At 72.7% G+C, this 25,163-nt stretch carries 23 protein-coding genes; 7 read left to right on the forward strand and 16 right to left on the reverse strand.

The window, feature by feature from the left end:
- Nucleotides 1-70 precede the first annotated feature (70 nt).
- From rpsG to C0R66_RS14185, 5 genes are all read right to left on the reverse strand, one after another.
- A complete protein-coding gene (gene rpsG, locus C0R66_RS14165) occupies nucleotides 71-541 on the reverse strand; it encodes a 30S ribosomal protein S7 (protein WP_101525254.1) in 471 nt (156 codons plus the stop codon).
- A gap of 1 nt (nucleotide 542) precedes the next feature.
- Nucleotides 543-917 (reverse strand): 30S ribosomal protein S12, encoded by a 375-nt coding sequence (rpsL, locus tag C0R66_RS14170; RefSeq protein ID WP_101526259.1) that lies wholly within the window; start codon nucleotides 915-917, stop codon nucleotides 543-545.
- 152 nt (nucleotides 918-1,069) lie between these two features.
- Nucleotides 1,070-2,323, reverse strand: coding sequence for an MFS transporter (locus C0R66_RS14175; RefSeq protein WP_101525255.1), 1,254 nt, complete (start codon nucleotides 2,321-2,323; stop codon nucleotides 1,070-1,072).
- A 10-nt stretch (nucleotides 2,324-2,333) separates the two neighbouring features.
- Nucleotides 2,334-2,780, reverse strand: coding sequence for a MarR family winged helix-turn-helix transcriptional regulator (locus tag C0R66_RS14180; protein WP_101525256.1), 447 nt, complete (start codon nucleotides 2,778-2,780; stop codon nucleotides 2,334-2,336).
- A 154-nt stretch (nucleotides 2,781-2,934) separates the two neighbouring features.
- A complete protein-coding gene (locus C0R66_RS14185; protein WP_479684924.1) occupies nucleotides 2,935-4,404 on the reverse strand; it encodes an NCS2 family permease in 1,470 nt (489 codons plus the stop codon).
- Between the two features lie 79 nt (nucleotides 4,405-4,483).
- Between C0R66_RS14185 and C0R66_RS14190 the strand changes: the two genes are divergently transcribed.
- Nucleotides 4,484-4,789 (forward strand): DUF2530 domain-containing protein, encoded by a 306-nt coding sequence (locus C0R66_RS14190; RefSeq protein ID WP_240311550.1) that lies wholly within the window; start codon nucleotides 4,484-4,486, stop codon nucleotides 4,787-4,789.
- Between the two features lie 58 nt (nucleotides 4,790-4,847).
- Here the strand turns inward: C0R66_RS14190 and C0R66_RS14195 are convergent, their stop codons facing one another.
- Nucleotides 4,848-5,621 (reverse strand): DUF3027 domain-containing protein, encoded by a 774-nt coding sequence (locus C0R66_RS14195; RefSeq protein ID WP_241901451.1) that lies wholly within the window; start codon nucleotides 5,619-5,621, stop codon nucleotides 4,848-4,850.
- Between the two features lie 80 nt (nucleotides 5,622-5,701).
- Here C0R66_RS14195 and C0R66_RS14200 point away from each other — a divergent pair, with 80 nt between their 5' ends.
- Nucleotides 5,702-7,105 (forward strand): MFS transporter, encoded by a 1,404-nt coding sequence (locus C0R66_RS14200; RefSeq protein WP_241901452.1) that lies wholly within the window; start codon nucleotides 5,702-5,704, stop codon nucleotides 7,103-7,105.
- Here C0R66_RS14200 and C0R66_RS14205 read toward each other — a convergent pair.
- Both C0R66_RS14205 and C0R66_RS14210 read right to left on the reverse strand, forming a co-directional pair.
- Nucleotides 7,102-7,500 (reverse strand): cold-shock protein, encoded by a 399-nt coding sequence (locus C0R66_RS14205; protein WP_101525260.1) that lies wholly within the window; start codon nucleotides 7,498-7,500, stop codon nucleotides 7,102-7,104. The genes C0R66_RS14200 and C0R66_RS14205 overlap by 4 nt on opposite strands.
- A 130-nt stretch (nucleotides 7,501-7,630) precedes the next feature.
- Nucleotides 7,631-8,254: an HAD family hydrolase gene (locus C0R66_RS14210; protein ID WP_101525261.1), complete on the reverse strand. Its 624-nt coding sequence runs from the start codon at nucleotides 8,252-8,254 to the stop codon at nucleotides 7,631-7,633.
- Nucleotides 8,255-8,358: 104 nt separating this feature from the next.
- Here C0R66_RS14210 and C0R66_RS14215 point away from each other — a divergent pair, with 104 nt between their 5' ends.
- Nucleotides 8,359-10,494 carry a S8 family serine peptidase gene (locus tag C0R66_RS14215; protein WP_101525262.1) on the forward strand — a complete coding sequence of 712 codons (2,136 nt, stop codon included), beginning with the start codon at nucleotides 8,359-8,361 and terminating at the stop codon, nucleotides 10,492-10,494.
- Between the two features lie 5 nt (nucleotides 10,495-10,499).
- Here the strand turns inward: C0R66_RS14215 and C0R66_RS14220 are convergent, their stop codons facing one another.
- Genes C0R66_RS14220 through C0R66_RS19605 form a run of 4 tightly spaced genes read right to left on the reverse strand, consistent with a single transcriptional unit; the run spans nucleotide 10,500 to nucleotide 13,628 of the window.
- A complete protein-coding gene (locus tag C0R66_RS14220; protein WP_158648054.1) occupies nucleotides 10,500-11,666 on the reverse strand; it encodes an RDD family protein in 1,167 nt (388 codons plus the stop codon).
- Nucleotides 11,663-12,820, reverse strand: a complete 1,158-nt coding sequence (locus C0R66_RS14225; RefSeq protein WP_101525264.1) for an FHA domain-containing protein — start codon at nucleotides 12,818-12,820, stop codon at nucleotides 11,663-11,665. The genes C0R66_RS14220 and C0R66_RS14225 overlap by 4 nt, the downstream gene beginning before the upstream one ends.
- Nucleotides 12,817-13,200 carry a PP2C family protein-serine/threonine phosphatase gene (locus C0R66_RS19600; RefSeq protein ID WP_241901453.1) on the reverse strand — a complete coding sequence of 128 codons (384 nt, stop codon included), beginning with the start codon at nucleotides 13,198-13,200 and terminating at the stop codon, nucleotides 12,817-12,819. Before C0R66_RS19600 ends, C0R66_RS14225 begins: the two co-directional genes overlap by 4 nt.
- A complete protein-coding gene (locus tag C0R66_RS19605; protein WP_241901454.1) occupies nucleotides 13,128-13,628 on the reverse strand; it encodes a PP2C family protein-serine/threonine phosphatase in 501 nt (166 codons plus the stop codon). The genes C0R66_RS19600 and C0R66_RS19605 overlap by 73 nt, the downstream gene beginning before the upstream one ends.
- A 65-nt stretch (nucleotides 13,629-13,693) precedes the next feature.
- Between C0R66_RS19605 and C0R66_RS14235 the strand changes: the two genes are divergently transcribed.
- Together C0R66_RS14235 and C0R66_RS14240 are read left to right on the forward strand one after the other, a co-directional pair.
- The gene (locus C0R66_RS14235; protein WP_101525265.1) at nucleotides 13,694-15,979 is read left to right on the forward strand and encodes a helicase-associated domain-containing protein; all 2,286 of its coding nucleotides are present in this window, start codon (nucleotides 13,694-13,696) and stop codon (nucleotides 15,977-15,979) included.
- 83 nt (nucleotides 15,980-16,062) lie between these two features.
- On the forward strand, nucleotides 16,063-17,703 hold the full coding sequence (locus C0R66_RS14240; RefSeq protein WP_101525266.1) for a DNA repair helicase XPB: 1,641 nt from the start codon (nucleotides 16,063-16,065) through the stop codon (nucleotides 17,701-17,703).
- 23 nt (nucleotides 17,704-17,726) lie between these two features.
- Here C0R66_RS14240 and C0R66_RS14245 read toward each other — a convergent pair whose 3' ends face one another.
- The 3 genes from C0R66_RS14245 to C0R66_RS14255 form a co-directional block, all read right to left on the reverse strand.
- Complete coding sequence (locus tag C0R66_RS14245) at nucleotides 17,727-18,446, reverse strand: GntR family transcriptional regulator (RefSeq protein ID WP_241901455.1); 720 nt, start codon at nucleotides 18,444-18,446, stop codon at nucleotides 17,727-17,729.
- Between the two features lie 111 nt (nucleotides 18,447-18,557).
- Complete coding sequence (locus tag C0R66_RS14250; protein WP_101525267.1) at nucleotides 18,558-21,098, reverse strand: ABC transporter permease; 2,541 nt, start codon at nucleotides 21,096-21,098, stop codon at nucleotides 18,558-18,560.
- 6 nt (nucleotides 21,099-21,104) lie between these two features.
- On the reverse strand, nucleotides 21,105-21,893 hold the full coding sequence (locus C0R66_RS14255) for an ABC transporter ATP-binding protein (protein WP_101526262.1): 789 nt from the start codon (nucleotides 21,891-21,893) through the stop codon (nucleotides 21,105-21,107).
- 112 nt (nucleotides 21,894-22,005) lie between these two features.
- On the opposite strand from C0R66_RS14255, the gene C0R66_RS14260 reads away from it, so the two are divergent.
- Together C0R66_RS14260 and C0R66_RS14265 are read left to right on the forward strand one after the other, a co-directional pair.
- Nucleotides 22,006-22,617 (forward strand): alpha-ketoglutarate-dependent dioxygenase AlkB, encoded by a 612-nt coding sequence (locus C0R66_RS14260; RefSeq protein WP_101525268.1) that lies wholly within the window; start codon nucleotides 22,006-22,008, stop codon nucleotides 22,615-22,617.
- Nucleotides 22,618-22,793: 176 nt separating this feature from the next.
- Entirely contained in the window at nucleotides 22,794-24,089 is a 1,296-nt protein-coding gene (locus tag C0R66_RS14265; protein ID WP_101525269.1) for a cation:proton antiporter, read from the forward strand.
- A gap of 6 nt (nucleotides 24,090-24,095) precedes the next feature.
- On the opposite strand, the gene C0R66_RS14270 is transcribed toward C0R66_RS14265, so the two are convergent.
- On the reverse strand, nucleotides 24,096-25,157 hold the full coding sequence (locus tag C0R66_RS14270) for an alpha/beta hydrolase family protein (protein WP_101525270.1): 1,062 nt from the start codon (nucleotides 25,155-25,157) through the stop codon (nucleotides 24,096-24,098).
- Between the last annotated feature and the right edge of the window lie 6 nt (nucleotides 25,158-25,163).

Consider the following 25,163-nt stretch of genomic DNA (forward strand, 5'->3'; position numbering starts at 1 on the left):
GTTCCTAACGAGTGTTGAGGGTGCGGTGGGTGCCAGGCGTACGCCGCGGAGGCGGCGTACGCCTGCGGGATCACCAGCGGTAGTGGGCGAAGGCCTTGTTGGACTCCGCCATCTTGTGCGTGTCCTCGCGCTTCTTCACAGCGGCGCCGAGGCCGTTGCTCGCGTCGAGGATCTCGTTCATCAGGCGCTCGGCCATGGTCTTCTCACGACGGTCGGCGGCGTAGCCGACGAGCCAGCGCAGGGCCAGCGTCGTGCTGCGGTTGGCCTTGACCTCGATCGGGACCTGGTAGGTCGCCCCACCGACGCGGCGGGACTTGACCTCGATGGCCGGCTTCACGTTGTCGAGCGCACGCTTGAGCGTGAGCACGGGGTCGGTGCCGGTCTTCTCGCGGCAGCCCTCGAGCGCGGTGTAGACGATGCGCTGAGCAACCTGCTTCTTGCCGTCCTGGAGGACCTTGCTGACGAGCTGGGTGACGATCTGCGACCCGTAGACGGGGTCGACGTCAAGCGGACGCTTCGGTGCGGGACCCTTGCGCGGCATATCAGCTCTTCTCCTTCTTCGCGCCGTAGCGGCTGCGGGCCTGCTTACGGTTCTTCACGCCCTGGGTGTCGAGCGTGCCGCGGATGATCTTGTAACGGACACCGGGAAGGTCCTTCACCCGGCCGCCGCGGACGAGCACGATGGAGTGCTCCTGGAGGTTGTGGCCCACGCCCGGGATGTAGGCCGTGACCTCGACGCCGCTCGACAGGCGCACACGGGCGACCTTGCGGAGGGCGGAGTTCGGCTTCTTCGGGGTGGTGGTGTAGACGCGGGTGCAGACACCGCGGCGCTGGGGCGAGCCCTTGAGCGCGGGGGTCTTGCTCTTGGACACCTTGTCCTGGCGGCCCTTGCGGACCAACTGCTGAATGGTGGGCACCGGGTGGTTCCCCTTCTTGTTCACTCGTCACGGCCGACGCCTTGTCGGGCACGGGATGCTGCGGTTTGATCTGTGTGCCTGTCGATCAGCGCGAAAGGGACGATGTCCGGGCACGCGCATGAGCCTGGACGTACCAGACACGAGGATTGAGGCTACTCGCTCGCGTGGGCGAGGGTCAAAACGGGGCGAGCAGGCCTGGTCGCCACCAGGTAGGCGACGGCCGCGAGGGCGACCCCGGCCATCGTGATCCCGCCGCCGAGCAGCAGCGTCCAACGGGCCCCGAAGGCCTCGCCGATCCAGCCCAGCACCGGGGCTCCGACGGGAGTCCCGCCCATGAAGACCATCAGGTAGAGCGCCATCACGCGTCCGCGCATCCCGGACTCGGTGCTCATCTGCATGTAGGCGTTGGCGGCGGTGATCATGGTCAGCGAGGTCAGGCCCAGGACCGGTGCGAGCAGCGCGAACGTCAGATAGGTGGGCGCAAGTCCCGAGACCACCTCCACAGCACCGAAGACCAGGGCCGCGCCGACCACCAGCCGGTGCCTGACCCGTTCGCGTCGGGCCGCGAGCAGGGCGCCGGTCAGGGAGCCCACGGCGAGGAAGGTGCCGAGCATCCCGTACTCGGTGGGGCCCTTGCCGAAGACCTCGGTGGCCATCAGCGCCGAGGTGAGCTGGAAGTTGAGCCCGAACGTCCCGGCCACGAAGACGATCGCCAGGATCAGCATCAGGTCGGGGCGGTTGCGCACGTAGCTGACGCCAGCCCTGATCGCGCCCGGGCCGCGCTCCATCGGCGCCGGGGTGTCCAGCTGGCTCACGTCCAGCCTGCGGAGCGTGGCGATGGGCGCCGCGTAGGAGACCGCGTTGAACAGGATCACCCACCCGGTGCCCGCGACGCCGCCACCGAAGGCGGCGATCAGCAGACCGGCCAGCCCGGGGCCGACCAGCCGGGCGGCGTTGAACGAGGCCGAGTTGAGCCCCACGGCGTTCGACAGGTCCTCCGGCTCGACCATCTCCGAGACGAAGGACTGGCGTGCGGGGGCGTCGAAGGCCGAGGAGATGCCCAGGACGAACGCGAGCACGTACACGTGCCAGATCTGGGCCGTGCCGGTGACCGCCAGCAGTCCCAGCACGAGCGCCGGGAGCGCCATGCCCAGGTTGGTCAGCTGCAGCAGGCGGTGCTTGGGCACCCGGTCGGCGACGAGGCCGGCGAACGGCGAGAGCAGCAGGATCGGCAGGAACTGCAGGCCGGTGGTGATGCCCAGCGCGGAGCCGGCGTTGGAGCTCAGCTGGAGGACGAGCCAGTCCTGCGCGACGCGCTGCATCCAGGTGCCGGTGTTGGAGACGACACCGCCGGCGGCGTACAGCCGGTAGTTGGCGTTGGCGAGGGAGCGGAAGGTGGGACTCAAGAGGTGGGGATCAGTCTTCCTGTGCTAGTCGTTGGAGGAGCAGGGCGGCGCGGCACAGCGTCTCGCGGTCATCGGGCGTGAGCTCCTGGAGCCGTCGCGCCAACCAGGCGTCGCGCCGCTCCCGGTCGGCCAGGAGGGTGGCGCGTCCCAGGTCGGTCAGGGAGACCACGACCTGGCGGCGGTCGGTCTCGTGCGGACGCCGTACCAGGTACCCCTCGTTCTCCAGGGCCGTGACCGTGCGGGTCATCGAGGGCGGTTGCACACGCTCGGCCCCGGCGAGGTCGCCGATGCCCATGTCACCGAAGCGGAAGAGGCTGCCCAGCACGGTCATCGCACCGAGGCTGAGCTCGTTGTCCGGGTGACGCTCGATGGCCAGCCGTCGGCGCAGCCGCATCACCCCCATCCGGAGCTCGGCCGCGAGGCCGGTGTCGCTGAGCGCTTCCTCGAGGGTGGACATGTCCTTAGTCTAGGTCATTACCTTGGGTAAATACATCCGCCAGTGCGTGAGTTGCTGCACACCCCGTCAACGACGAAGCCCCCCACGCCCGAGCAGCGCCGGTGGCGGCCGCAGGGGCGTGGGGGGCTGGGTGTGCCAGCTGGGGTGTGCCGGCTCAGGTGAGCCAGGAGGTGACCGGGTTGATGGTGAAGTAGACGACGAAGAGGGCGGCGACGATCCACATCAGCGGGTGGACCTCACGGACCTTGCCCACCACCACCTTGATCAGCACGAAGGCCAGGAAGCCCCCGCCGATGCCTGCGGTGATCGAGTAGGTGAACGGCATCAGCACGATGGTCAGGAAGGCCGGGATGGCGATCTCCACGTCGTCCCAGCTGATGCCGGTGACCTGCTGCATCATCAGGAACCCGACGAGCACCAGGGCGGGCACCGCCGCCTCGGACGGGATCGCCTCCACCACGGGGGTGAAGAAGGTGGCCGCCAGGAACAGCACGCCGGTGACGATGGCGGCCAGACCCGTGCGGGCTCCCTCGCCCACGCCCGAGGCGGACTCGATGTAGGAGGTGTTGGAGGACACTCCCCCGGCCCCACCGGCCATGGCCGCGATCGAGTCGACGACCAGGATGCGCTGGGCGTTGGGCGGGCTGCCCTCCTCGTCGTTCAGACCGGCCTCGGCCCCGATGGCCGTCATGGTGCCCATGGTGTCGAAGAAGTCGGCGAGCATCAGGGAGAACACCAGGAGCAGAGCCGCGATCGCGCCACCCTCCAGGCTGCTGAACGCGCCGAAGAGCGAGAACTGCCCCAGGGTGGCGAAGTCGGGCACGCCGACCAGGGAGCCGCCGAAGTCCGGCACGCTCAGCACCCAGCCGCCGGCGTTCTCGGACGCCGGACCCAGGTCGAGCACCGCCTCGACCAGGACCGCGACGATCGTGGTGACCACGATCCCGATCAGGATGGCCCCCCGGACCTTGCGCACCCACAGGGCGATCAGCAGGAGCAGGCCGAAGGCGAAGACCAGCACCGGCCACCCCGACAGCGTCCCGCCGGCGCCGAGCTGCACGGGGACGGTGGTCTGGGAAGCATCGGGGATGCGGGTCACGAACCCGGCGTCGACGAAGCCGATGAGTGCGATGAACAGACCGATCCCCACCGAGATCGCGACCTTGAGCTGCTGGGGCACCGCACGGAACACGGCGGTGCGGAAACCGGTCAGCACCAGGAGCAGGATCACGATGCCCTCGAGCACCACCAGGCCCATCGCGTCGTCCCAGGTCGACTTCGTGGCGATCGAGAAGGCGACGAAGGCGTTGAGTCCCAGCCCGGCGGCGAGCGCGAGCGGGAAGTTGGCCGCCGCCCCCATCAGGATGCAGAGCACGCCGGCGACCAGCGCGGTACCGGCCGCGATGGCCGGCAGGTTGGGCCCGGCCCCGTCCGCGGCCCCCAGGAAGTTGCCCTCGGAATCAGGCACGAAGCCCAGGATCAGCGGGTTGAGCACCACGATGTAGGCCATCGTGAGGAAGGTGACGACGCCGCCGCGCACCTCCCGACCGGTGCTGGATCCCCGTTCGCTGATCTTGAAGAAACCATCGAGCCAACCGCGTGCGGGGGCTGCCTTCTCGTCCACGTCATTGTCCACGAAAGCGAATCCTCGCAGACGCGCCGGAGGAGCGGGACACCGATCACCAACATGTAACGTGAGGGACGTGGAACTCCCCGGCGACCAGCACCCCCAGCACGACGTCGGACGCTCTCTCTACGCGATCGCCGACGTCGAGCCCCTCGACGTCGACGGCGTGCGGACGATGGAGGTCGGCACGGCGCTGTGGCTCGTGGGCTTCGTGGCGCTGCTGCCGTTCTACGGACCGCTGCAGGACTCCGGACGGCTGTGGTGGCTGTGGACCTGCATGGCCGGGCTGGGCCTGGGGCTCTTCGGTCTGGAGTACTGCCGGCGCCGTCGCACCCGCGCCGCCGCGCCGGTCACCGACGCCGGCGGTCGCCGCCGGACCTGACCTGACGCCGCGGTCGAGGTGGGGAGGCCTGACCGAGACGGTCGGGACCAGGTCGGGACTAGAAGGACTCCAGGTCCCGGTCGAGGGTGTCGAAGGCGTGCTCCGGCATCGGCAGCGGCTGCTGCTTGCGGGCCAGCTTGACCTCGGAGTGCGCACCGCAGCCGTGGTCGAAGCTGACCACCCGGCCGTCGTCGTTGGCGTTGCCGTTGGCGCAGACCCCGAACATCTCGGCCAGCGGGCCGGCCAGCCGCACCAGGAACCCGCAGGTCGAGCACGGCTCCGGGGCCGCCTTCGCGATCGGCGACTCGGGGCCGCTGTCCCCGTCGTACCAGCGCTGTGCGGCCTGGTCGCGCCCCTCGATCGAGAGGGTCCGGACCCGACCCAGGCCGAGCTCTGCCGCGACCTCCTTGACCTGGACGCGGTCCTCGGCGCTCAGCGGGTCGTCGCCGAAGGAGTACGTCGGCACCAGTCGCGGATCCTCGTCCTCGACCGGCAGCAGGTCGCCGGGAGACAGGTCGCCGGGCTGGAGCCGCTCCTTGTAGGGCACCCAGCCGGGCGCGACGATGGCGTCGGGTCCGGGCAGCAGGACCACCTCGTCGGCGGTGACCCGGGTGTCGTCGGGGGCGCGGGAGATGGTGACCGACCACTGCCAGCCGACGTAGCCGGGGTGGGTGCAGGCGAAGACGTGCGTCACCGTGGTCGCGTCCTCCGCGACGACCGAGAGGTGCTCGCCGACCTGGTCGGCCGGCGCCTCCTCGCGCAGGATCTCGCGAGCCGCCTCGACCGCGTCGGCGAGGACGGAGTCGGGCTGGGCGGATGCTAGGGCGTTCACGCGCCGAATCATGTCACGCCCGCCATCCACAACCCAACGCCCTGCACCCGGCACCCGGCCTGAGCGGGGAGGATGGGCGCGTGAGCACCGGCGCGCCGCAGCCCCCACCCCGCCAGGACCCGATGTCCGGGCGGCAGCGAGTCCAGGCATGGGCCCGCTCCTCCGGCGAGGCCGCGGGGCGGGCCACTGCGGGCGCGGCGCGCGGCGCCGCGCGCGCCGGGGGCTTCCTGGCCGGCCAGGCCAGGCGTGCCTCGCGGGCCGAGGGGGCTGGCGAGTCCGGACTGTCCCGGCTCATCGAGCTGCACGCCCTCAACGCCGCGGGCGACGCCGCCGTCGCCATCTCCCTGGCCGGCACGCTCTTCTTCCAGGTGCCCACCGGGGAGGCCCGAGGCCAGGTGGCCCTCTTCCTGGGCCTGACGATGCTGCCCTTCGCGATCGTGGCACCGCTGATCGGCCCGTTCCTGGACCGCTTCGCGCACGGCCGCCGCTGGGCCATCGGGACCACCATGGCCGTGCGCGGGTTCCTGTGCTGGGTACTGGCCGGAGCGGTGGTCACCGAGTCCGTCTGGCTCTTCCCCGCCGCCCTCGGCGTGCTCGTGGCGTCCAAGGCCTACGGGGTCACGCGTGCCGCGTCGGTCCCCCGGCTGCTGCCGCGGGGACAGACCCTGGTCAAGGCCAACGGCAGGATCTCCCTGGCCGGCGTCGTGGGGGCCGGTGTCTCGGCCCCGCTGGCCGGACTGGCCTCCTACGCCGGTCCCGAGTGGTCGCTGCGCTACGGGTTCGTGATCTTCGCGCTGGCCACGATCTGGGCGATCCGGCTGCCGAAGCGGGTGGACTCCAGCATCGGCGAGGGCACCCTGGTCATGGGTCCGGACCCGGCGGAGACCGAAGCACCGGACGGGCGCGCCCGGCGACCGCGGGTGCGCATCCCCAGGCCGGTGGCGTTCGCGCTGCGGGCCAACTGCGGCCCTCGCTGGCTCTCGGGCTTCCTGACCATGTTCATGGCCTTCCTGCTGCGCGAGAACCCCATCGACGGCTGGCGCTCGGAGTACCTGCTCGCCGCGGTCATCGGGGCGGCGGGAGCGGGGAACACCCTCGGCATCGCGGTGGCCTCGGTGACCCGGCGCATCGACCCGCGGGTCACCGTGCTGGTGGCGCTGGCCGCCGACGCCGTGCTGGCGCTGCTGGCGGCGTTGTTCTACGGCCTGGTCACCCTGGTGCTGCTGGGCCTGACGGCGGGTCTGGCCCAGTCCCTGGCCAAGCTCTCCCTGGACTCGACCATCCAGCAGCACGTGCCCGGCCGGGTGCAGAGCAGCGCCTTCGCCCGCAGCGACACCGCGCTGCAGAGCGCCTGGGTGATCGGTGGGTTCGTCGGGATCGCGATGCCGCTGATGCCGCGCCTGGGACTCAGCGTCGCGGCAGCCGTGCTGACGGCCTGGGCGGCGTACGTGCTGCTCAACCGCCCGGCCGTACGACGGTCCTAGAGCTCGAGCTCGTCGGCCAGGGCGCGCAGCAGCTTGGCGGTGGGGCGTGAGGTCTTGGGATCGGGGTGCCGGTCGTGGCGGTACCCCTCCCCCAGGTTGTCCAGCAGCCGGATCAGGTCCTCGACGATGCTGACCATCTCCTCGGGACGCTTGCGCGCGGCGTTGCGCTGGTTGCGCGAGACCGAGGGCGGGGCGTCCAGCAGGCGCACCTGCAGCGCCTGCTCGCCACGTCGGCCCTGGGCGACCCCGAACTCGACCCGGGCGCCGTTCTTCAGGGTGGTCACCCCGGCGGGCAGCGCGTCGGAGTGCACGTAGACGTCCGGGCCGCCACCGTCCTGGGACAGGAACCCGAAGCCCTTGTCGGTGTCGAACCACTTCACCTTGCCAGTGGGCATCGCTCTCACGTCTCCTCGGCGCAGACCGCGGCACACACCGCGGCGAACGAGAAGGATAGGGCGCGGGCTCCAGCAGCTGCCACCCGCTACCCGGCGATGGGACACGCCGGCCGCCACGTGGGAGCCGCGCTCAGTCCGCCAGGTGCCGGTCCAGCCAGCCCGGGAACTGCGTCAGGTCCTCCAGCACCACGTCGGTGCCGGCGGCCAGCAGCTCCTCCCGGGTGCAGCCTCCGGTGAGCACCGAGACGCTGAGCGCACCGCCGGCACGGGCGCCCTCGACGTCGTGCACGTGGTCCCCGACGTAGATGTCGACCCCGTGCTCGGCCAGCACGGCGCCCTTGCCGACACCCCAGACGTCGCCGGCGAGGTGGTCGACGTCGAGCGAGAGGTGGTCGAGGTGCAGCCGGGCGTTGGGCGTGTACTTGCCCGTCACCACCACCACACCGCCGGAGTGCGCGCGCACCGCCGCGATCGCCTCGACGGCCCCGACCAGGGCGGGCACCGGGTGGATCGCGCGGTCCGGGTAGAGCTCGCGGAACCGGTGGACGGCCGCGTCGATGCCGTCCTCGGGGAGGTACTCGGCGAGCAGGTGCGCCAGCGGCGGACCGAGCCGCGAGGTCATGGCCGCGGTGTCGAACTCGACACCGTGCTCGGCGCCCAGCGCCAGGAGCGTGGCCGAGAAACCCGGCACCGTGTCGATCAGGGTCATGTCCAGGTCGAAGCCCACGACCGGTCCAACGCGCGTCCTCGACATGCTCCGAGCCTAGGAGCGGGTTGGACCTCGGCCAAAACCCTGCCACGATGTGCGGCTCGGACTGACACTGGACCACGACACGAGCCGGGAGCAGGTGGACGACCATGCAGGGTGCGCGGGACGGTCGCCGTCGAGCGCTGCGGGCCGCTGTCCTGGCGCCGGTCGCCGGAGTGCTCACCGGACTGATCCTGGTGGTCGCCCTCCTCCCCGCACAGGCGCGCGATGCCCCCGCCCGGCTGCACCTGGTCACCCTGAGCACACCGGGGACCTCGGGCTCGGACCGCTCCGCCGAGGAGCTGCTCTCGATGCAGGACGCCGTGCTCTCCGAGGCCGGCGTCGCAGCGCCGGCGTACCGGTGGACGACCGCCCTGAACGGCTTCGCCGCGGAGCTGACCCCGGTGCAGGTCGAGGCGCTGCGGGCCGCGGACTCGGTGTCGTTGGTGGAGCCCAACGAGGTGCACGAGCTCTCCTCCACGCCGGCCGACCTCGGCGCGCGCACGGCGCGCGTCCCCGAGCGGGCCCGGGGCGGCGCCGGCATCGTGGTCGGCATCGTCGACTCCGGCATCGCCCCCGACAACCCGCTCTTCGCCGACGTGCCCGGTCTGGGACGCGAGCCCGAGCGGTTCTCCGGCGCCTGCATGCCTGGTGACGACTGGGCGGCCGACTCCTGCCACCGCAAGCTGGTCGGCGTCAGCTGGTTCGTCTCCGGCTTCGGCGCCGAGCGACTCCGCGCCGCGGAGTCCCTGTCTGCTCGCGACGTGATCGGCCACGGCACCCAGGTCGCCTCCGTGGTCGCGGGCAACGCGGAGGTCTCGGTCTCGGCCGGTCCGAGCGCCGCCGGGCGGTTCAGCGGGGTCGCGCCACAAGCGCGGGTGGCCGCCTACAAGGCCTGCTGGGCCGCGCCGGACCCGGCCGACGACGGCTGTGCCAGCGCCGACCTGGTGACGGCGATCGACCGTGCCACCTCCGACGGGGTGGACGTGCTGAGCATCTCGGTCGCCGGCGGGCGCGCGTTCGACACGGTGCAGCGGGCGCTGCTCGGTGCCGCGGAGGCCGACATCGTGGTCGTCGGCGCGGCGGGCAACCGCGCCGGCCGGTCCTACGCAGCGCACGCCTCCCCCTGGGTGACCACGGTCGGGGCCCTGGCCGGACCGGTTCCCCAGGGACGGGTCGCGGTCCGCGGCTCGGCGCTGAGCCTGGTGGGCGCCAGCCGGAGCACCGTGGCCACCGGCTCCGCGCCGATCGTGCTGGCCGGACGCTCCCGGACGGCGGGCTCTGCGCTGGCCCAGGCGCGGCAGTGCCGGGAGGGCTCCCTCGACGCGAGCCTGGTGGCCGGGGCCATCGTGGTCTGCCAGCGCGGCGGCATCGGTCGCATCGACAAGTCCAACGCGGTACGCCGAGCGGGCGGGATCGGCATGGTGCTCACCAACGTGCGCGGGTCCGCCCGGATCGCGGACGTGCACTCGGTGCCGACGGTGCACCTGGGAGCCAGGGACGGCGCCCGCCTGGTGCGCCACCTGCGCAGGCACTCCGCGACGAAGGCCCGCATCGCTCCGGTGCAGCAGCGCGGCGCGGGCGCCCGGACGGCTCGCTGGTCCTCACCCGGCGACCCGGACGGGGCGGTCGTCAAGCCCGACGTGCTCGCCGCGGGCACCGGCGTCCTCGGAGCCGTGCCACCGGTGACCGGTCGCCGCTGGAACGCCTTCAGCGGCACCTCGGCCGCGGCAGCGCACGTGTCCGGGCTGGCGGCGCTGCTCCGCGCCCGCCACCGGGACTGGAGCGCCCCGACGGTGCGCTCCGCGCTGACCACCACCAGCGCAGCGGTGCGGGACGGCACCTCGACCCTGCGCCAGGGCTCCGGTCGCGTCCGCCGGGCCGCCGCCCTGCGCCCCGGCCTGGTGCTGCGGGTCGCCTCGGGCGACTACCGGCGCTGGCTTTCGGGCACCCTGCCCAGCCGGTCCCTCAACACGCCGTCGATCATGGCCAGGGACTCCACCGTGGTCACCCGGGAGGTGACCAACGTCGGCACCCGCTCCATGTACTACTCCTCGACCGCCTCGGGGTTCGACCACCACAGGGTGCGGGTGGAGCCGGCCGCGTTGCGGTTGCGACCGGGCCAGAGCGCCACGTTCCGGGTGGTCGTGGCCGGGAGCGACACTCCGCGCGGGGACAGCGGGACGGTGACCTGGCGAGGCGCGCAGGGCACCACGGTGCGCATCCCGGTGGTCATCTCCCGGTAGCGGCCTCAGCCCTCGCGCTGGACCGTCATCTCGCGGTCCCCGAACCGCACCCGGTCGCCGGCTAGCAGGGTCGTGGGCTTGCCGGCGGTGAGCTCACGGGTCACGCCCTGTCGCAGCAGCAGCGACCCGTTGGTCGAGCCGCGGTCCATCACGGCCAGGGCTCCGTCGGGCATCGGGCCGAACTGCGCGTGCGTCTTGGACAGCGACATGTCCGACGAGGGCAGGGCGACCACGTGCCGCACTCCCTCGCCGTGGGCGGGCTCCGGGCGTCGGCCGACCAGGGTCAGCCCCTCCACCACGAAGGACTCGCCGGTGTCGAAGGAGACGCGCCAGCGCACCGCGGACGGCCCGGGAGCCGCGCCGACGGGGTTACGACGGGCCACCGTGCGCCCTGGATCGCCAGCACCCTCGAACCGCAGGGGCGGCGCGGAGACCGGTGCCGGCGGGGTGCCGGGCGGGGTGCCGGCGGCTGGCGCCACCGGAGGCGCCGCCGGGGGTGCCGGCGGAGCGGACCGCGCCGGCGTGGGGGTCGGGGCGGGAGCGGGCTCCGGCGCCCGCGCCACCGGCGTGCCGGACCCCGGGGTGGCCGGTCGCAGCGGGCGGGGCACCTCCGGCTGCGGCGGGGCCGGTACGAGGCGCATCGCGGTCAGGTTCACCACGTGCCGGGGCGCCTCAACCTCGACCTCGTCCACGACGACGACCGGCCGGACGTCGACCACCACGGAGCCGGCGCGGTGGTCGTGCCACCCGCGTCGGTGCCCGCGCCCGTCGGCCAGCGCCGTCCAGGCCAGCGCGGCCAGTCCGAAGCCCAGGGTGGGCAGGGTGGCCACCCCGAGGACCAGGGCCCGGACCAGGCCGGGACCGGCACCGATCGTCGTACCGGAGCCGTGGTGGACCACGCGCAGGCCGACCAGCGACTTGCCGGGCGTCGCTCCCTGGGCGCCCACCAGGACACCACTGCTCAGGGTCACCAGCACCGCGAGCCCGAAGACCAGCAGGACCGTGTAGAGCAGTCCGTCGCGCCCCCACGCCCACCATCCCAGCGCGGCCGCGAGCAGGTAGAGGCCCCAGGCCAGCGCCCGGTCCAGGGCGAAGGCGTAGAAGCGCCGGTCGAGCTCGGCGACGGGATAGGTCGGCGACGACACCGGCGGCATGGGCGCCGGAGCGCTCACGGCTGGGTCACCTGGATGGTGACACCGTCCCCGAGGTCGAGGATCGCTCCGGGCATGAGGGAGACCGCGATCCCCGGCTGGAGGTCCTCCTGCGGAAGACCGGGCTGCACCAGCAGCGTCCCGTTGGTCGAACCCAGGTCCGTCACCACCGCCATCCCGTGGTCCACCCCGGAGCCCGGCCGGATCTCCAGGTGGGTCGAGGAGACCTCCTGGTGCGGGCTCGGGACGGTGATGAGCTGGGGCTGGTCCCCTGGGGTGAACCGGCGCGCCTCGGGGGCCCGCCCGACGAGGATGGCACGGTCGACCTCGGCCGTGGTGCCGTGGCTGAAGACCAGTCGGGCGACCGGGCGCGAGGTCACGCTCGGAGCCTGGGGCTGCCCGGGGATGCCCGGCTGGGGCACCGGGCCCGGCTGCGCTCCGGTCTGGGTCATGCCGTCGTGGTCCAGGGCCGGGTGCTCGCCCGTCTCGTCCGCCTCCGGCGGGAGGCCCGCGACCGCCGGGGTCAGCACCACCGGCTCGGGGCCAGCGGGCGGTCCTGCCGGAGACGCGGTCTCCGGCACGGGCTCGACCTCGGGGATCGCCGCGGCAGCAGCCTCGAGGTCGGGCACCGCGACGGGTTCGGGGGCGAGCGGCTCCGCGGCGAGCGGCTCCGCGACGGGCTCGGCCGGCACCTCGACCGGTCCCTGGCCCGGGACCGCGTCGTCGACCGGGATCTCGCCGGGCGTCCCCCAGACCACGGAGCCGACCCGCAGCAGGCCCTGGGTCAGCGACACCTCGGGACCTGTCGGGGCGCTGTCGGGCAGGGTCAGGACCAGGGCGGTGACGTCGGTGAAGGACTGCTCCCCCCACACCCGGTCCTGCCCCGTGACCTCGACCGTCCCGGTCGCGGTGTGCACGGACGCGGAGGCCGAGCCGCGCACCAGCACCCGGGCGGAGGAGTCCGAGGCTGCCACGACCACGAAGTCGTCGATCCCGCCCAGTCCCTGGGCCAGCAGCGCGTCCAGGACGACCTCGAACGGCGCGGCGTCGTCCACCAGCGCCCACAGCCCGGCGATCCGGGGCTTCTGCGTCGCCGGGACCAGCACGCTGGTCTCGGGGCCGAAGGCCGCCAGCCACGTGCCCGCCCGGGCAGAGCGGTTCTTCACGTCGTTCACGGCAGGGCCCCCTGGTTGGTCTCGTCACTCGCCGCACGATGCGAGTCGTCGTCGTTCTCGGCCAATCCCACCACATCGACCACCACTGCCGTGGCGTTGTCGCGCCCCCCGGCGTCCAGGGCCGCCTGCACGAGCTCGGCGGCCGCCTGGCCCGGGTCCGGACAGCGGCGCAGGATGCGCTCGATGTCGACGTCGTCGATCATCGCGTTGATCCCGTCGGTGCACAGCAGCAGCCGGTGGGCGGCGTCCAGCGGCACCAGGAAGAAGTCGGGCTCGGGCACGTCGGCGGCACTCAGCGCCCGGGTGATCACGTGACGCTCCGGGTGGTGCTGCGCCTGCTCGGCGGTGATCCGCCCGGCGTCCACGAGCTCCTGGACCACGGAGTGGTCGACGCTGACCTGGTCCAGCCCCCGGGGCCCAGCCCGTAGACGCGGGAGTCCCCCAGGTTGGCCAGCAGCCAGCGGGTCCCGTCCTCGCCGCGCACCAGCATCGCCACCACGACGGTGGTCCCGGCATGGATCGAGGGGCCCCGGTGTCCCTGCCCCTCGGCGTACTCGCGCAGCCGGACCTGGCAGCGCTCCAGGGCGGCCAGCACGCTCCGGGCAGCGGCGCGCGGCTCGAGCAGCGCGTCGCCGAGCTTGCCGAGCTCCGCCACCACCATCGCGCTGGCCACGTCACCCCCGGCGTGCCCACCCATCCCGTCAGCCACCACGAAGACCGGAGGGGCGGTCAGGAAGGAGTCCTCGTTGACCGCGCGGACGTGGCCGACGTCGGTGGCGGAGCCGTGCTGGAGGTCGACCGCCGTCATCCGTGTCTCCTACTGGTCTGGCACGAGGTCCCGGAGCACCCGGGTAGGCGAGTAGCGTAGGAGGGATGTCGAGCGCCGCACGAGGGACTCCCCCGAGAACGCTGGCCGACCAGCTGCGCGGCTGGCCGGACGATCGTCTTGCCCGGCTGCTGCAGCTCAGACCGGACCTGGCCAGTCCCGCCCCGCAGGACTCCGCACAGGTGGCCTCCCGAGCGGCCACCCGCAGCTCGATCCTGCGTGCCCTGGACGGGCTGACCACGCTGGAGCTCTCGGTGCTGGATGCCCTCGTGGTGCTTTCCCAGACCACCCGCGAGCACCTGGTGGAGGTGGTTCGCGCCGAGACCGGTGCCGTGGAGGCCGCGATCGACCGTCTGGTGGACCTGGCGCTGGTGTGGGAGTCCCCGGCAGGGATGCGCGCCCTGACCGGCGTGGCCGACGCGATCCGCGGCGACGAGTCCCTGGGAGTCAGCGGCCTGCGACCCGTGACCAGCCACGGTCTCAGCGCGGCGCAGGCGGCCGAGCGGATCGCCGCCCTGTCCCCCGACGCGCGGCGCCTGCTCGAGCACGTGACCGACGCCGGCGGCGAGGGCACCACCGGGAACGCCCGGATCCCGGCCTCGCCGGCTGCGGCCACCACGCCTGTCGAGGAGGTCCTGGCCCACGGGCTGCTCGTCCCCCAGGGCGGCGGGGTGGTGCACGTCCCCGGGCAGGTCGGCATCGCCCTGCGGGGCGGGCGCACCACCCACACCCCGCGTGACGACGTGCCTCCGCTCGCCACCACCAGCCGGGACCCCGACCTGGTCGACCGCAGCGGTGCCGGAGCCGCGTTCGAGACGATCCGCCGGGTCGAGCTGCTGCTGGACCACTGGGGGCTGGCACCCCCCGCGGTGCTGCGCAGCGGCGGCCTGGCGGTCCGCGACCTCAAGGCGGCCGCCACCGAGCTGCACGTCGAGGTGGACCAGGCCGCGCTGCTGGTCGAGGTCGCGGCGGCGGCGGGGCTGGTCGCCGAGGGCTCCGACACCGACGGGGTGGCGGCCTGGCTCCCCACCCACGCCTTCGACACCTGGGCGGCGACCGAGGCCAGCGACCGCTGGCTGACGCTGGTGCGGGCCTGGCTGGAGTCACCGCGGCTCAGCGCGCTGGTGGGCACCAAGGACCCCGGGGGCAAGACCCGCAACGCGCTCGCCCCGGACCTGTCCAGCGTGTTCTGCGTGGAGGCCCGGCAGATGGCCCTGGCCGAGCTGGCCCAGCTGTCGCCGGGTCTCACCCTGGCCACCGGCACGGGCGTGCCCTCGCTGGTCGCGCGGGTCGCGTGGCTGCGACCGCGGCGACCCGCCACCCGGGCCGACATGGTCGCCTGGGCGGTCGCCGAGGCCGGGACCCTGGGGCTGACCGGCCTCGGCGGCGTCACGTCGTACGCGCGGGAGCTGCTGGCCGGCGACCCGGTGGCCGCGGCCGCGGCCCTCGCGCCGCTGCTGCCCCAGACGGTGGACCACGTGCTGGTGCAGGCCGACCTCACCGCCGTCGCGCCGGGGCCGCTGGAGGCGGACCTGGCCCGCCGGATGCACCTGCTGGCCGACGTGGAGTCCCGGGGCGGCGCGACCGTCTACCGGTTCACGCCGAGCTCGATCCGCCGAGGCCTGGACGCCGGGTGGTCGGGGGCGGAGATCCACGAGTTCCTGGCCGCTGTCTCCCGGACCCCGGTGCCGCAGCCGCTCAGCTACCTCGTCGACGACGTGGTGCGCACGTTCGGCACCCTGCGGGTCGGCCACGCGGAGGCGTTCCTGCGCGCCGACGACGAGGGGGCGCTCACCGAGCTCCTGCACCACCCGCGGGCCGCCGCGCTGGAGCTGCGCCGGATCGCCCCGACGGTGGTGGTCTCCACCATCCCGGTCGACCTGCTGCTCCCCCGGCTCCGCGAGCTCGGTGCCGCGCCCGTGCTGGAGGCCAGCGACGGCACGGTCCGCGTCGCGCGGCCCGACCTCCAGCGTGCCCGCTCGCCGCGCTCACGGTCAGTGGCCGCCGTGGGCGCCGCCCGGGACGCGGCTCGGGTGGCGGCTGCGGTGACCGCGGTGCGGGCTGGGGACCGTGCGGCCGCCACCAGCCCGGTGCGGCCCCCGACGGCCACCACTCCGACCACCGCGCTGGCGCTGCTGCGCGAGAGCATCGAGGCCGGCGGCGGCGTGCTCATCGGCTACGTGGACAACCACGGCGGCACCACCGAGCGCCTGGTGGACCCCCTGCGGCTCGAGGGCGGCCAGCTGACGGCGTACGACCACCGCAGCGACGACACCAAGACGTTCTCGGTCCACCGGATCACCACGGTCAGCCAGGTTTCCCCGCGACCGTAGGATCGCTGCGTGGATTTCGCCAGGTACGCCGAGTCGGCCGACGCCAGCCCCAGGGCCCGAGTGCGGGCCGCGGCGGTGACCGCATGAGCGACGGCCCGCTCATCGTCCAGTCCGACAAGACGCTGCTGCTGGAGATCGACCACGAGCAGGCGCAGGAGGCCCGGCGGGCCATCGCCCCCTTCGCCGAGCTCGAGCGGTCCCCCGAGCACATCCACACCTACCGGCTCACCCCGCTGGGTCTGTGGAACGCCCGGGCCGCGGGCCACGACGCGGAGCAGGTGGTGGACACCCTGCTCACCTACAGCCGGTACGCCGTGCCGCACGCCCTGCTGGTCGACGTCGCCGAGACGATGGCGCGCTACGGACGGCTCCGGCTGGACAAGCACCCGGTCCACGGCCTGGTGATGACCAGCAACGACCGGCCGGTGCTGGAGGAGGTGCTGCGGGCCAAGCGGGTGGCGGGGATGCTCGGCGCCCGGCTCGACGACGACACCGTCGCGGTGCACCCCAGCGAGCGCGGCAACCTCAAGCAGGCACTGCTCAAGCTGGGGTGGCCTGCCGAGGACCACGCGGGCTACGTGGACGGCGAGGCGCACGCCATCGACCTCAAGGAGGACGGCTGGCAGCTGCGCGACTACCAGCGCGACGCGGCCGAGTCGTTCTGGCACGGCGGGTCCGGGGTGGTGGTGCTGCCCTGCGGCGCCGGCAAGACCATCGTGGGGGCCTCGGCCATGGCGCACGCTGGTGCCACCACCTTGATCCTGGTCACCAACACCGTCTCGGCGCGGCAGTGGAAGGACGAGCTGCTGCGCCGCACCACGCTCACCGAGGACGAGATCGGCGAGTACAGCGGGTCGGTCAAGGAGGTGCGTCCGGTGACCATCGCGACGTACCAGGTGATGACCACCAGGCGGAAGGGGGTCTACACCCACCTCGAGCTCTTCGACGCCCGAGACTGGGGGCTGATCATCTACGACGAGGTGCACCTGCTGCCGGCCCCCATCTTCCGGATGACTGCTGACCTGCAGGCGCGGCGGCGGATCGGGCTGACCGCGACCCTGGTGCGGGAGGACGGCCGCGAGGGCGACGTCTTCTCCCTGATCGGGCCCAAGCGCTACGACGCCCCCTGGAAGGACATCGAGGCCCAGGGCTGGATCGCGCCGGCCGACTGCGTGGAGGTGCGGGTGACCCTGACCGACGCGGAGCGCATCACCTACGCCACCGCCGAGCCGGAGGAGCGCTACCGGCTCGCGTCCTGCACGCCGCGCAAGCTGGACGTCGTACGTCGGCTGGTGAAGCAGCACTCGGCGCAGCCCACGCTGGTGATCGGGCAGTACATCGACCAGCTCGACGAGCTCGCCGAGGCGCTGGACGCCCCGCTGATCAAGGGCGAGACCTCGGTCAAGGAGCGGCAGCGGCTCTTCGACGCGTTCCGGTCCGGGGAGATCTCGCTGCTGGTGGTCAGCAAGGTCGCCAACTTCTCCATCGACCTGCCGTCGGCGGAGGTGGCGATCCAGGTGAGCGGCTCCTTCGGCTCACGGCAGGAGGAGGCGCAGCGGCTCGGACGCCTGCTCCGACCCAAGGACGAAGGCAAGACGGCGCACTTCTACACGCTGGTCTCACGCGACACCGTGGACGCCGACTTCGCGCAGAACAGGCAGCGCTTCCTGGCCGAGCAGGGCTACGCCTACCGGATCATCGACTCCCACGACGTCCCCGCCTAGGACCGCCGCGGGCGGGCGTCTCCTCAGCCGTTGTCGCCGCGCTGGAGGTACATCGTGAAGCGGTCGGCGGCAAAGGCGGAGCGGGAGACCGCCACCACCGCCTCGCCCGACAGCGCCCGCCGGGCCAGCCGGAGCACCGGGTGGGTCTCGGCGAGCCCGAGCAGGGCACGCTCCTCCTGGGTCGCCCGGTCCGCGCGGACGGAGTCCTCGGCCCAGGTGGGCCGCAGGTCGCGCGCGGCCAGCTCCTCGTAGAGGCTCAGCGGCAGGCCGTCGGAGAGAAAGCCCGGCAGCAGCGCCTCGTTGAGGTAGGCGTCCTCCAGGCAGACCGGCTCCTCGCCGGCACTGCGCAGCCGCTTCCAGTGGATGACCGGCGCACCGGCGCTTACCTCGAGAGCGCGCGCGACCCCGGGGCCGGCCTTCTCGATCCGCGCCAGCACGGTCCTCGAGCGTGGCGTCAGCCCGCGGCGGCGGAGGTCCTCGGTGAAGCTGGTCAGCCGGGCCTGACGCCGCGGCGGGGACGCCACGAAGGTCCCGCGACCCGGGATCCGCTCGAGCAGTCCCTCGGCGACCAGGGCGTCCAGGGCCTGGCGCACGGTCATCCGGGCCACCCCGAAGTGGGCGACCAGGTCCCGCTCCGAGGGCGCCGGGGTGCCGGGCGCCGCGCCGTCGATGAGGCCTCTCACGTGCTCACGCACGACCACGTGCTTGAGCGCACGCTGAGAGGCTTCGGCCGGCTGTTCCACGAGCCGAACCCTAGGTGTGGCGGCGGCGTCCCGTCCGGGGAACCGAGGAACCTGCCCCGGTCAGGCTATGCCGGGCACGACCTTCGTCCCGGGCTCGTGCCGGGCTCGGCGCTAGTCGGTGGAGATCGCCTTGAGGACGTTGAGCCGGGCCGCGCGACGGGCCGGGATGACGGCGGCCAGGACCCCGACGACCATCGCCACGACGAGGAAGACGCCGAGCTGGTCCCAGGGGATCGAGATGATGTTGAGCCCCTGGTCGCGCAGGGCGAACATCAGCGCCACGCCGAACCCCACGCCGAGCACCACGCCGAGGACGGCGCCCAAGGTGGCGATCACCACCGACTCCAGGGTGATCATCCGCCACAGCTGGCCGCGGCTGAGCCCGATGGCGCGCAGCAGGCCGACCTCCCGGGTCCGCTCGATGACCGATAGCGCCAGCGTGTTCACGATGCCCAGCACGGCGATCAGCAGCGCCAGGCCGAGCAGGGCGAAGATCATCAGGATCAGCTGGTCGATCGGCTCGCGCTGCTCCTCGGCGAAGGCCGCCTGGTCCTTGACGGTGACGGTGGGCAGGTCCGCCACGGCCTCCTCGATGGCCATGTGCACCTCGAAGGTGCGGCGCGCCACCTGCAGGACGACGGAGTTGTCGCGGTCGGGGTAGCCGGCCTGGAGCAGGGTCTGCTTGGTGGTCACCAGCGGGAAGCCGAGCACCGCGTTGGGCTCGAAGATGCCCTTGACCTTGAGCTTGCGGCTGGACCCGTTGAGGTTGACCCGGATCTTGTCCCCGACGTCCAGCGCCTCGGACGAGGCGTACGACTGGTCGACCACCAGGTCACCGGGGCCGAAGCCGCGCAGCGAGCCCTCGACCAGCACCATCCCCAGTACCCCGGTGAGCGCCTCGGGATTGGCTGCGGTGATGCCCTGGGGGTCGCCGTCGATCTGGGCGGTCACGTAGCGTTGCTGGACCACGTCGGTGACACCGTCGATCCGGCGCAGCTTGTCGGCGATCGAGGAGGAGAACGGCTGCCCTCCCATTCCGGAGACGATGAAGTCCCCCCGGAAGTTCTTCTCGATCGTCTCGTTGACGCTCGCCTTGGCCGAGTCGCCCACGATGGACATCGTGCCGGCCAGCGCCATCCCGATCATCAGGGCGGACGCCGTCGCGGTGGTGCGCCGAGGGTTGCGCAGGGAGTTCTGCCCCGCGAGGTTGCCCACCGTCCCGAAGACCATGGCCAGGAAGCTGCGGGCACCGGTGAGGAACGGCTGGCTGAGCACGGGGCTGGCGGCCGCGACGCCGAGCAGGATGCCCAGCACCCCGCCGCCGATGTACCAGCCTGCCTGGTAGACGCCTCCGAACAGCCCCAGGGCCAGGGCCGCGCCGCCCGCACCGGTCAGCGCCAGGCCGAAGACGAAGCGCTGGTGCAGCGAGGACTCCGGCATCGCGACGTCGTCGCGCAGCGCCTGGACCGGAGCGATCATCGTGGTACGCCGGGCCGGCATCCAGGCGGCTGTCATCGTGACCAGGACGCCGATGGCGTAGGCCGCCGCGACGGTCCGGGAGCGGAAGACCAGCTCCTGCCCCGACAGGTCCAGGCCCAGGGTGCCGAACAGGCCCTGGATGGCCATCGCCATCAGGACTCCCAGGCCCAGGCCCAGGGTGGCACCGAGCAGTCCCAGCACCAAGGCCTCCAGCAGCACCGACCCGGTGACCTGCCGCTTCGAGGCCCCGAGGGCACGCAGCAGGGCGAGCTCACGGCTGCGCTGGGCGACCAGGATCGAGAACGTGTTGACGATCAGGAAGGCGCCCACGACCAGGGAGATGCCGGCGAAGATCAGCAGGAAGGTGGTGAGGAAGCCGATCCCCTCCAGCAGCGCGTTCGAGCCCTCGTCCGCCGCCTCGTCACCGGTCCGGGCCCGCACCCGCTCCGGGAGCACCTTGGCCACCCGGTCCCGCAGCTGCTCCTGGGAGACCCCGTCCGCCGCCGTCACCCAGGCGTCGTTGAAGCGGTCGCGTCCGCCCATGAAGAGGTCCTGCGCGGTCGGGGTGTCGAAGGCGACCCAGGTGGCGCCGTTGAACGACCCCCCGTCCACGAAGTCGGTGATGCCGACCAGGGTGGGAGTGAGCAGCGGCTCGTCCTCGCTGGTGACCAGGCGCACCTCCTCGTTGAGGAAGTAGCCCGCCCGCAGGGCGGTGGAGGCCTCCATGATGATCTCGTCGGGCCCCTGGGGGGCTCGCCCCTGGATCAGGGTGAGACCTGAGAGTCCGTGACCTGCCGGGGCCCCGGTCCAGTTGCTGGCGAAGGCGGGTGCGCCCGCCACGCCCAGCACCTTGTTGTTCTTGTCGATCACGAAGACGGCAGGGTCCAGGATGTTGCCGTCCGCGCGGGCGGCGCCCTTGACCCCGGCCAGGGTGCGGACCAGGCTGCCGGGGATGGTCTTGGTGCTCGACTGCCCCGAGTCGTCTCCGTCGCCTCGAGGGCTGACCACGACGTCGCCCACGGTGGAGGCGAACAACGCCGTGAAGCTGCGGTTGAGGGTGTCGGTGAAGACCAGGGTGCCGGCCACGAAGGCCACTCCGAGCACGATGGCGAAGGTGCTCATGATCAGGCGCACCTTGCGCCCGAGCAGGCTCTTCAGTGAGGCACGGAGCATGGGTGCTCAGTCCGTCGCGCGTGAGGGGGCAGTCATGCCGGTCATGATGGCCAGCACCTGCTCGCGACTGGGGTCGCGCAGCTCGTCGACCACGCGCCCGTCGGCGAGGAAGACCACCCGGTCGGTGTAGGAGGCGGCGACGGGGTCGTGGGTCACCATCACGATGGTCTGGCCGTACTCGTCGACGCTGCGGCGCAGCAGGTCGAGCACCTCGCCCCCGGACTGGGAGTCCAGGTTGCCGGTGGGCTCGTCGGCGAACACGATGCGTGGCCGGCTGGCCAGCGCGCGGGCCACCGCCACCCGCTGCTGCTGACCACCGGAGAGCTCGTTGGGCTTGTGGTTGAGCCGGTCCCGCAGGCCCACGGTGTTGATCACCGTGCGGTACCAGCGGCGGTCGGGCTTGCGCCCGGCGATGGCCAGGGGCAGGAGGATGTTCTCCTCGGCCGTCAGGGTGGGCACCAGGTTGAAGGACTGGAAGACGAAGCCGATCTCGTCGCGCCGCAGCTTGGTCAGCCGGTAGTCGTCGAGCCGCCCGAGCTCCTTGTCGCCGATCCACACCTCTCCCGAGGTGCCGGTGTCCAGCGCCGCGCAGCAGTGCATCAAGGTGGACTTCCCCGAGCCGCTGGGTCCCATCACCGCGGTGAACTCCCCCGCCGCGATGTCGAGGCTGACCCCGTCCAGGGCCTTGACCTGGGCCTGCCCGCTGCCGTAGGTCTTGACCAGGTCGCGCACCCGCGCCGCGGGCTTGCTGTCGCCGAGAGGGCTCCGGGCAGGCACCGAGCTGAGGGCAGTCATGCCCATACCCTCCACCGTCGGGCAACCCTCCCGCCACCGGTATCGCCCAACGAGCAGCAAACCTTTCCGCGCGCCATTGGCGGATCGAACGTCTGTTCGATAGGCTGGGGGGATGGATTTCCAGTCCACTCTCTTCGCTTCCGAGGCGCCCGGGCCCGCCCGGCTCTCCCCCGAGCGCACGACGCTGAGCCACGGCGCCTGGGTGGACGTGCAGCGCGCCTGGCTCGGGGGCGCCGACGAGGTCTTCGACGTGATGAGCACCGACGTGCCCTGGCGCGCCGAGCAGCGCCCGATGTACGACCGGGTGGTCGCGGTGCCCCGCCTGCTCCACATGTACGGCGTCGGTGCGGCGCTTCCGCACCCCGCGCTGGCCGAGGCCAGGTCGGCGCTGGACGCCCACTACCTGCCCGAGCTCGGCGAGCCGTTCGTCACCGCCGGCTGCTGCTTCTACCGCGACGGCAACGACTCCGTCGCCTGGCACGGCGACCGCATCGGCCGGGGCCGGGACCGCGACACCATGGTCGCGATCGTCTCCCTCGGCGACCCGCGCAGGCTGATGCTCCGCCCGCGCGGCGGGGGCGCCTCGCTGACGATCACCATGGGTCACGGCGACCTGGTGGTGATGGGCGGCAGCTGCCAGCGCACCTGGGAGCACGCGGTGCCCAAGCAGGCCCATGCCGGGCCACGGATGTCGGTGCAGTTCCGGCCTCGACACGTGTTCTGAGCGGCTCGGCCCGGGACGGGGTCGGTACACGATGTCGGGCGGGTGAGGTAGCCCACGGGGCCGAGAAGACCCACCGCCAGCCGCTGGCCGCGTGCGCCGTGGGGGTTCTGGGTACACCGTGGCAGCCCTCCCGACCCGGAAGCGGCGTCCGTGGAGCGCGGGAGCAGAGGTACGAGATGAACGCCGACCTCGTCTACGTGGTTGCGGGCGGCAGCCTGCTGCTGGCCGTGGTCCTGCCCGAGCTGCTGGACCGGTGGGCGGTGTCGGCGCCGATGGTGCTCGTGGGCGTCGGCATGCTCATCGGGCTGACCCCGCTCCCCGACGGGCTGCCGCTGGACCCGGTGGCGAACCGGGCCGTCATCGAGCACGTCACCGAGCTCACCGTGCTGATCGCCCTGATGGGGGTCGGACTGGCCATCGACCGGCCGCTGCGCCTGCTGGAGAAGGACTCCCGCCGAGCGTGGGCACCGACCTGGCGGCTCCTGCTGCTGGCGATGCCGCTGTGCATCGCCGGCGTCGCGCTGCTGGGGTGGGCGGTGGGCCTGGCGCCCGCCGCGGCGCTGCTCCTGGGTGGCGCGCTCTCCCCGACCGACCCGGTGCTCGCCTCCGACGTCCAGGTGGCCGGCCCCCAGACCGGGGACCACGAGGTGGACGAGACCGACGAGCTGAGGTTCGCCATCACCTCCGAGGCCGGCCTCAACGACGGTCTGGCCTTCCCGTTCGTGTACGCCGCGATCCTGCTCTCCACCGGGGCGGTCTCGGACTGGGCGGTGGAGTGGGTCGCGTGGTACCTGGTGGGCAAGATCGTGCTGGGCGTGCTCGTCGGGATAGCCGTGGGCTGGGCGCTGGCGCACCTGGCCTTCCGCTCGGCCAGCCCCGCCCTGCGGGTGGCGGAGCGGGGCGAGTCGCTGCTGGCCGTCGCCGCGCTCGTCGCGTCGTACGGCGTGACCGAGGTGGTCGGCGGCTACGGGTTCCTCGGTGTCTTCACGTGCGCCCTGACCTTCCGTTCCGCCGAGCGCGGGCACGACTACCACCTGGCGATGCACAACGTCGTGGAGCGGCTGGAGCGGCTGTTCACCCTGATGGTGCTGCTGGTGCTGGGCATGGCCATGACCCGAGGCCTCTTCGACCACCTGGACTGGCGCAGCGTGCTGATCGCCCTCGCCCTGATCTTCGTGATCCGTCCGGTCAGCGGCCTGGTCTCGCTCAGCCTGCGTGCCCCCGACCCGAGCAAGGAGGGCGCGCTGACGCGCCCGGAGCGGGCTGCGGCCGCGTTCTTCGGGGTCCGTGGCGTGGGCTCGCTCTACTACCTGGCCTACGCCTCGGGCCACACCGAGGGCTTGGCGGAGCCCTGGCTGTGGTCCACGGTGAGCTTCACCGTCCTCGCCTCCGTCCTGGTGCACGGCGTCCTGGCGACCCCGGTGATGCGCCGGCTCAACGCGGAGCCCTCGCCCTCGCCCGCGGCCTCCTGAGCAGGGTCAGGCGCTCAGCTCGCGGCGCAGGAAACGCACGGTGAGCCGCATCGAGTCCAGCCACTGCGGCCCGAAGGCGTGGTGCTCGCCGGGGTAGAGCCGCAGGGTGCTGTCGACTCCGGCTTCGGCCATCAGCCGCTGCGTGGTGCGCGCCCACGGCAGCGGGCAGGACTCGTCCAGGGTTCCGTGGTGGGCCAGCACCGGCACCGTGATCCGGTCGAAGTAGGTGCGCGCGGACAGACCCTCGTAGAAGCGCGGGCGGTCCCGGGGGGTGCCGAAGCGACGGAAGAGCCGCTGCGCGCTCTCTGGGCGCTCGGGCAGCGTCCACCGCCGCAGGTTCTCCAGGTAGTCCGAGCTGACCGAGGCATAGACGACGGCCGCCTTGACCAGGCCGGGCTGGGCGACCAGGGCGTTCATGGTGACCCCGCCGCCCATGGAGCGGCCCAGCATGGCGATCCGGTCCGGGTCCACGCTGGGCTCCTTGCGCAGCGCATGGACGGCGTTGATGGCGTCACGGGTGTAGCCCAGCCGTGTCTCCCGGTCCAGGTCGGAGGCCGGGTCGGAGCCGGCGTGGCCGCGGTAGTCGGTGTGCAGCACCACGAAGCCGGCGCGGGCCAGGTGCTCCTGCTCGCGGGAGAGCCCTTGGCCCGAGACATAGCTCGAGGGCTCGATGTAGCCGTGGTTGAGCACCACGGCGGGGAACGGGCCCGTGCCCCTGGGCACCAGCAGCACCCCCGAGACTCGGACGTCGCCGCTGCGGTAGCGCACCTCGTGCTCGGTGTAGGCCTCGTTCTCGACCACGGTGCGGATCCGGCGCGGGCGCTCGCTGCTGAACTCCTCGGCCATCAGCGCGGGCAGGGAGTACGGCGACGTGGCCGGGGGCAGCCGTTCGGCGGCGGCCGACGGGTCGGTCCGAGGACTCGGCGGCACCGAGGCGGACGGCGTGGTCCCCGCGGGGGTACGTCGTGCCTTCTCGGCATCGTCGGTGCACGCTGCCGCCAGCACCAGCACCAGCACCAGGGCGAGTGCCGGCTTCGCAGGGTGGGGCCCAGCCGCGCGGCGGATCATCCCCCA

It is taken from the genome of Nocardioides houyundeii (assembly GCF_002865585.1).
GTDB classification, from domain to species: Bacteria; Actinomycetota; Actinomycetes; order Propionibacteriales; family Nocardioidaceae; genus Nocardioides; species Nocardioides houyundeii.

Coding starts and splice junctions, on each gene's coding strand:
- rpsG (WP_101525254.1), bottom strand. CDS start 541: ATGCCGCGCAAGGGTCCCGCACCGAAGCGTCCGCTTGACGTCGACCCC.
- C0R66_RS14180 (WP_101525256.1), bottom strand. CDS start 2,780: ATGTCCACCCTCGAGGAAGCGCTCAGCGACACCGGCCTCGCGGCCGAG.
- C0R66_RS14205 (WP_101525260.1), bottom strand. CDS start 7,500: ATGCCCACTGGCAAGGTGAAGTGGTTCGACACCGACAAGGGCTTCGGG.
- C0R66_RS14210 (WP_101525261.1), bottom strand. CDS start 8,254: ATGTCGAGGACGCGCGTTGGACCGGTCGTGGGCTTCGACCTGGACATG.
- C0R66_RS14215 (WP_101525262.1), top strand. CDS start 8,359: ATGCAGGGTGCGCGGGACGGTCGCCGTCGAGCGCTGCGGGCCGCTGTC.
- C0R66_RS19605 (WP_241901454.1), bottom strand. CDS start 13,628: ATGACGGCGGTCGACCTCCAGCACGGCTCCGCCACCGACGTCGGCCAC.
- C0R66_RS14235 (WP_101525265.1), top strand. CDS start 13,694: ATGTCGAGCGCCGCACGAGGGACTCCCCCGAGAACGCTGGCCGACCAG.
- C0R66_RS14240 (WP_101525266.1), top strand. CDS start 16,063: ATGAGCGACGGCCCGCTCATCGTCCAGTCCGACAAGACGCTGCTGCTG.
- C0R66_RS14250 (WP_101525267.1), bottom strand. CDS start 21,098: ATGCTCCGTGCCTCACTGAAGAGCCTGCTCGGGCGCAAGGTGCGCCTG.
- C0R66_RS14255 (WP_101526262.1), bottom strand. CDS start 21,893: ATGACTGCCCTCAGCTCGGTGCCTGCCCGGAGCCCTCTCGGCGACAGC.
- C0R66_RS14260 (WP_101525268.1), top strand. CDS start 22,006: ATGGATTTCCAGTCCACTCTCTTCGCTTCCGAGGCGCCCGGGCCCGCC.
- C0R66_RS14265 (WP_101525269.1), top strand. CDS start 22,794: ATGAACGCCGACCTCGTCTACGTGGTTGCGGGCGGCAGCCTGCTGCTG.
- C0R66_RS14270 (WP_101525270.1), bottom strand. CDS start 25,157: ATGATCCGCCGCGCGGCTGGGCCCCACCCTGCGAAGCCGGCACTCGCC.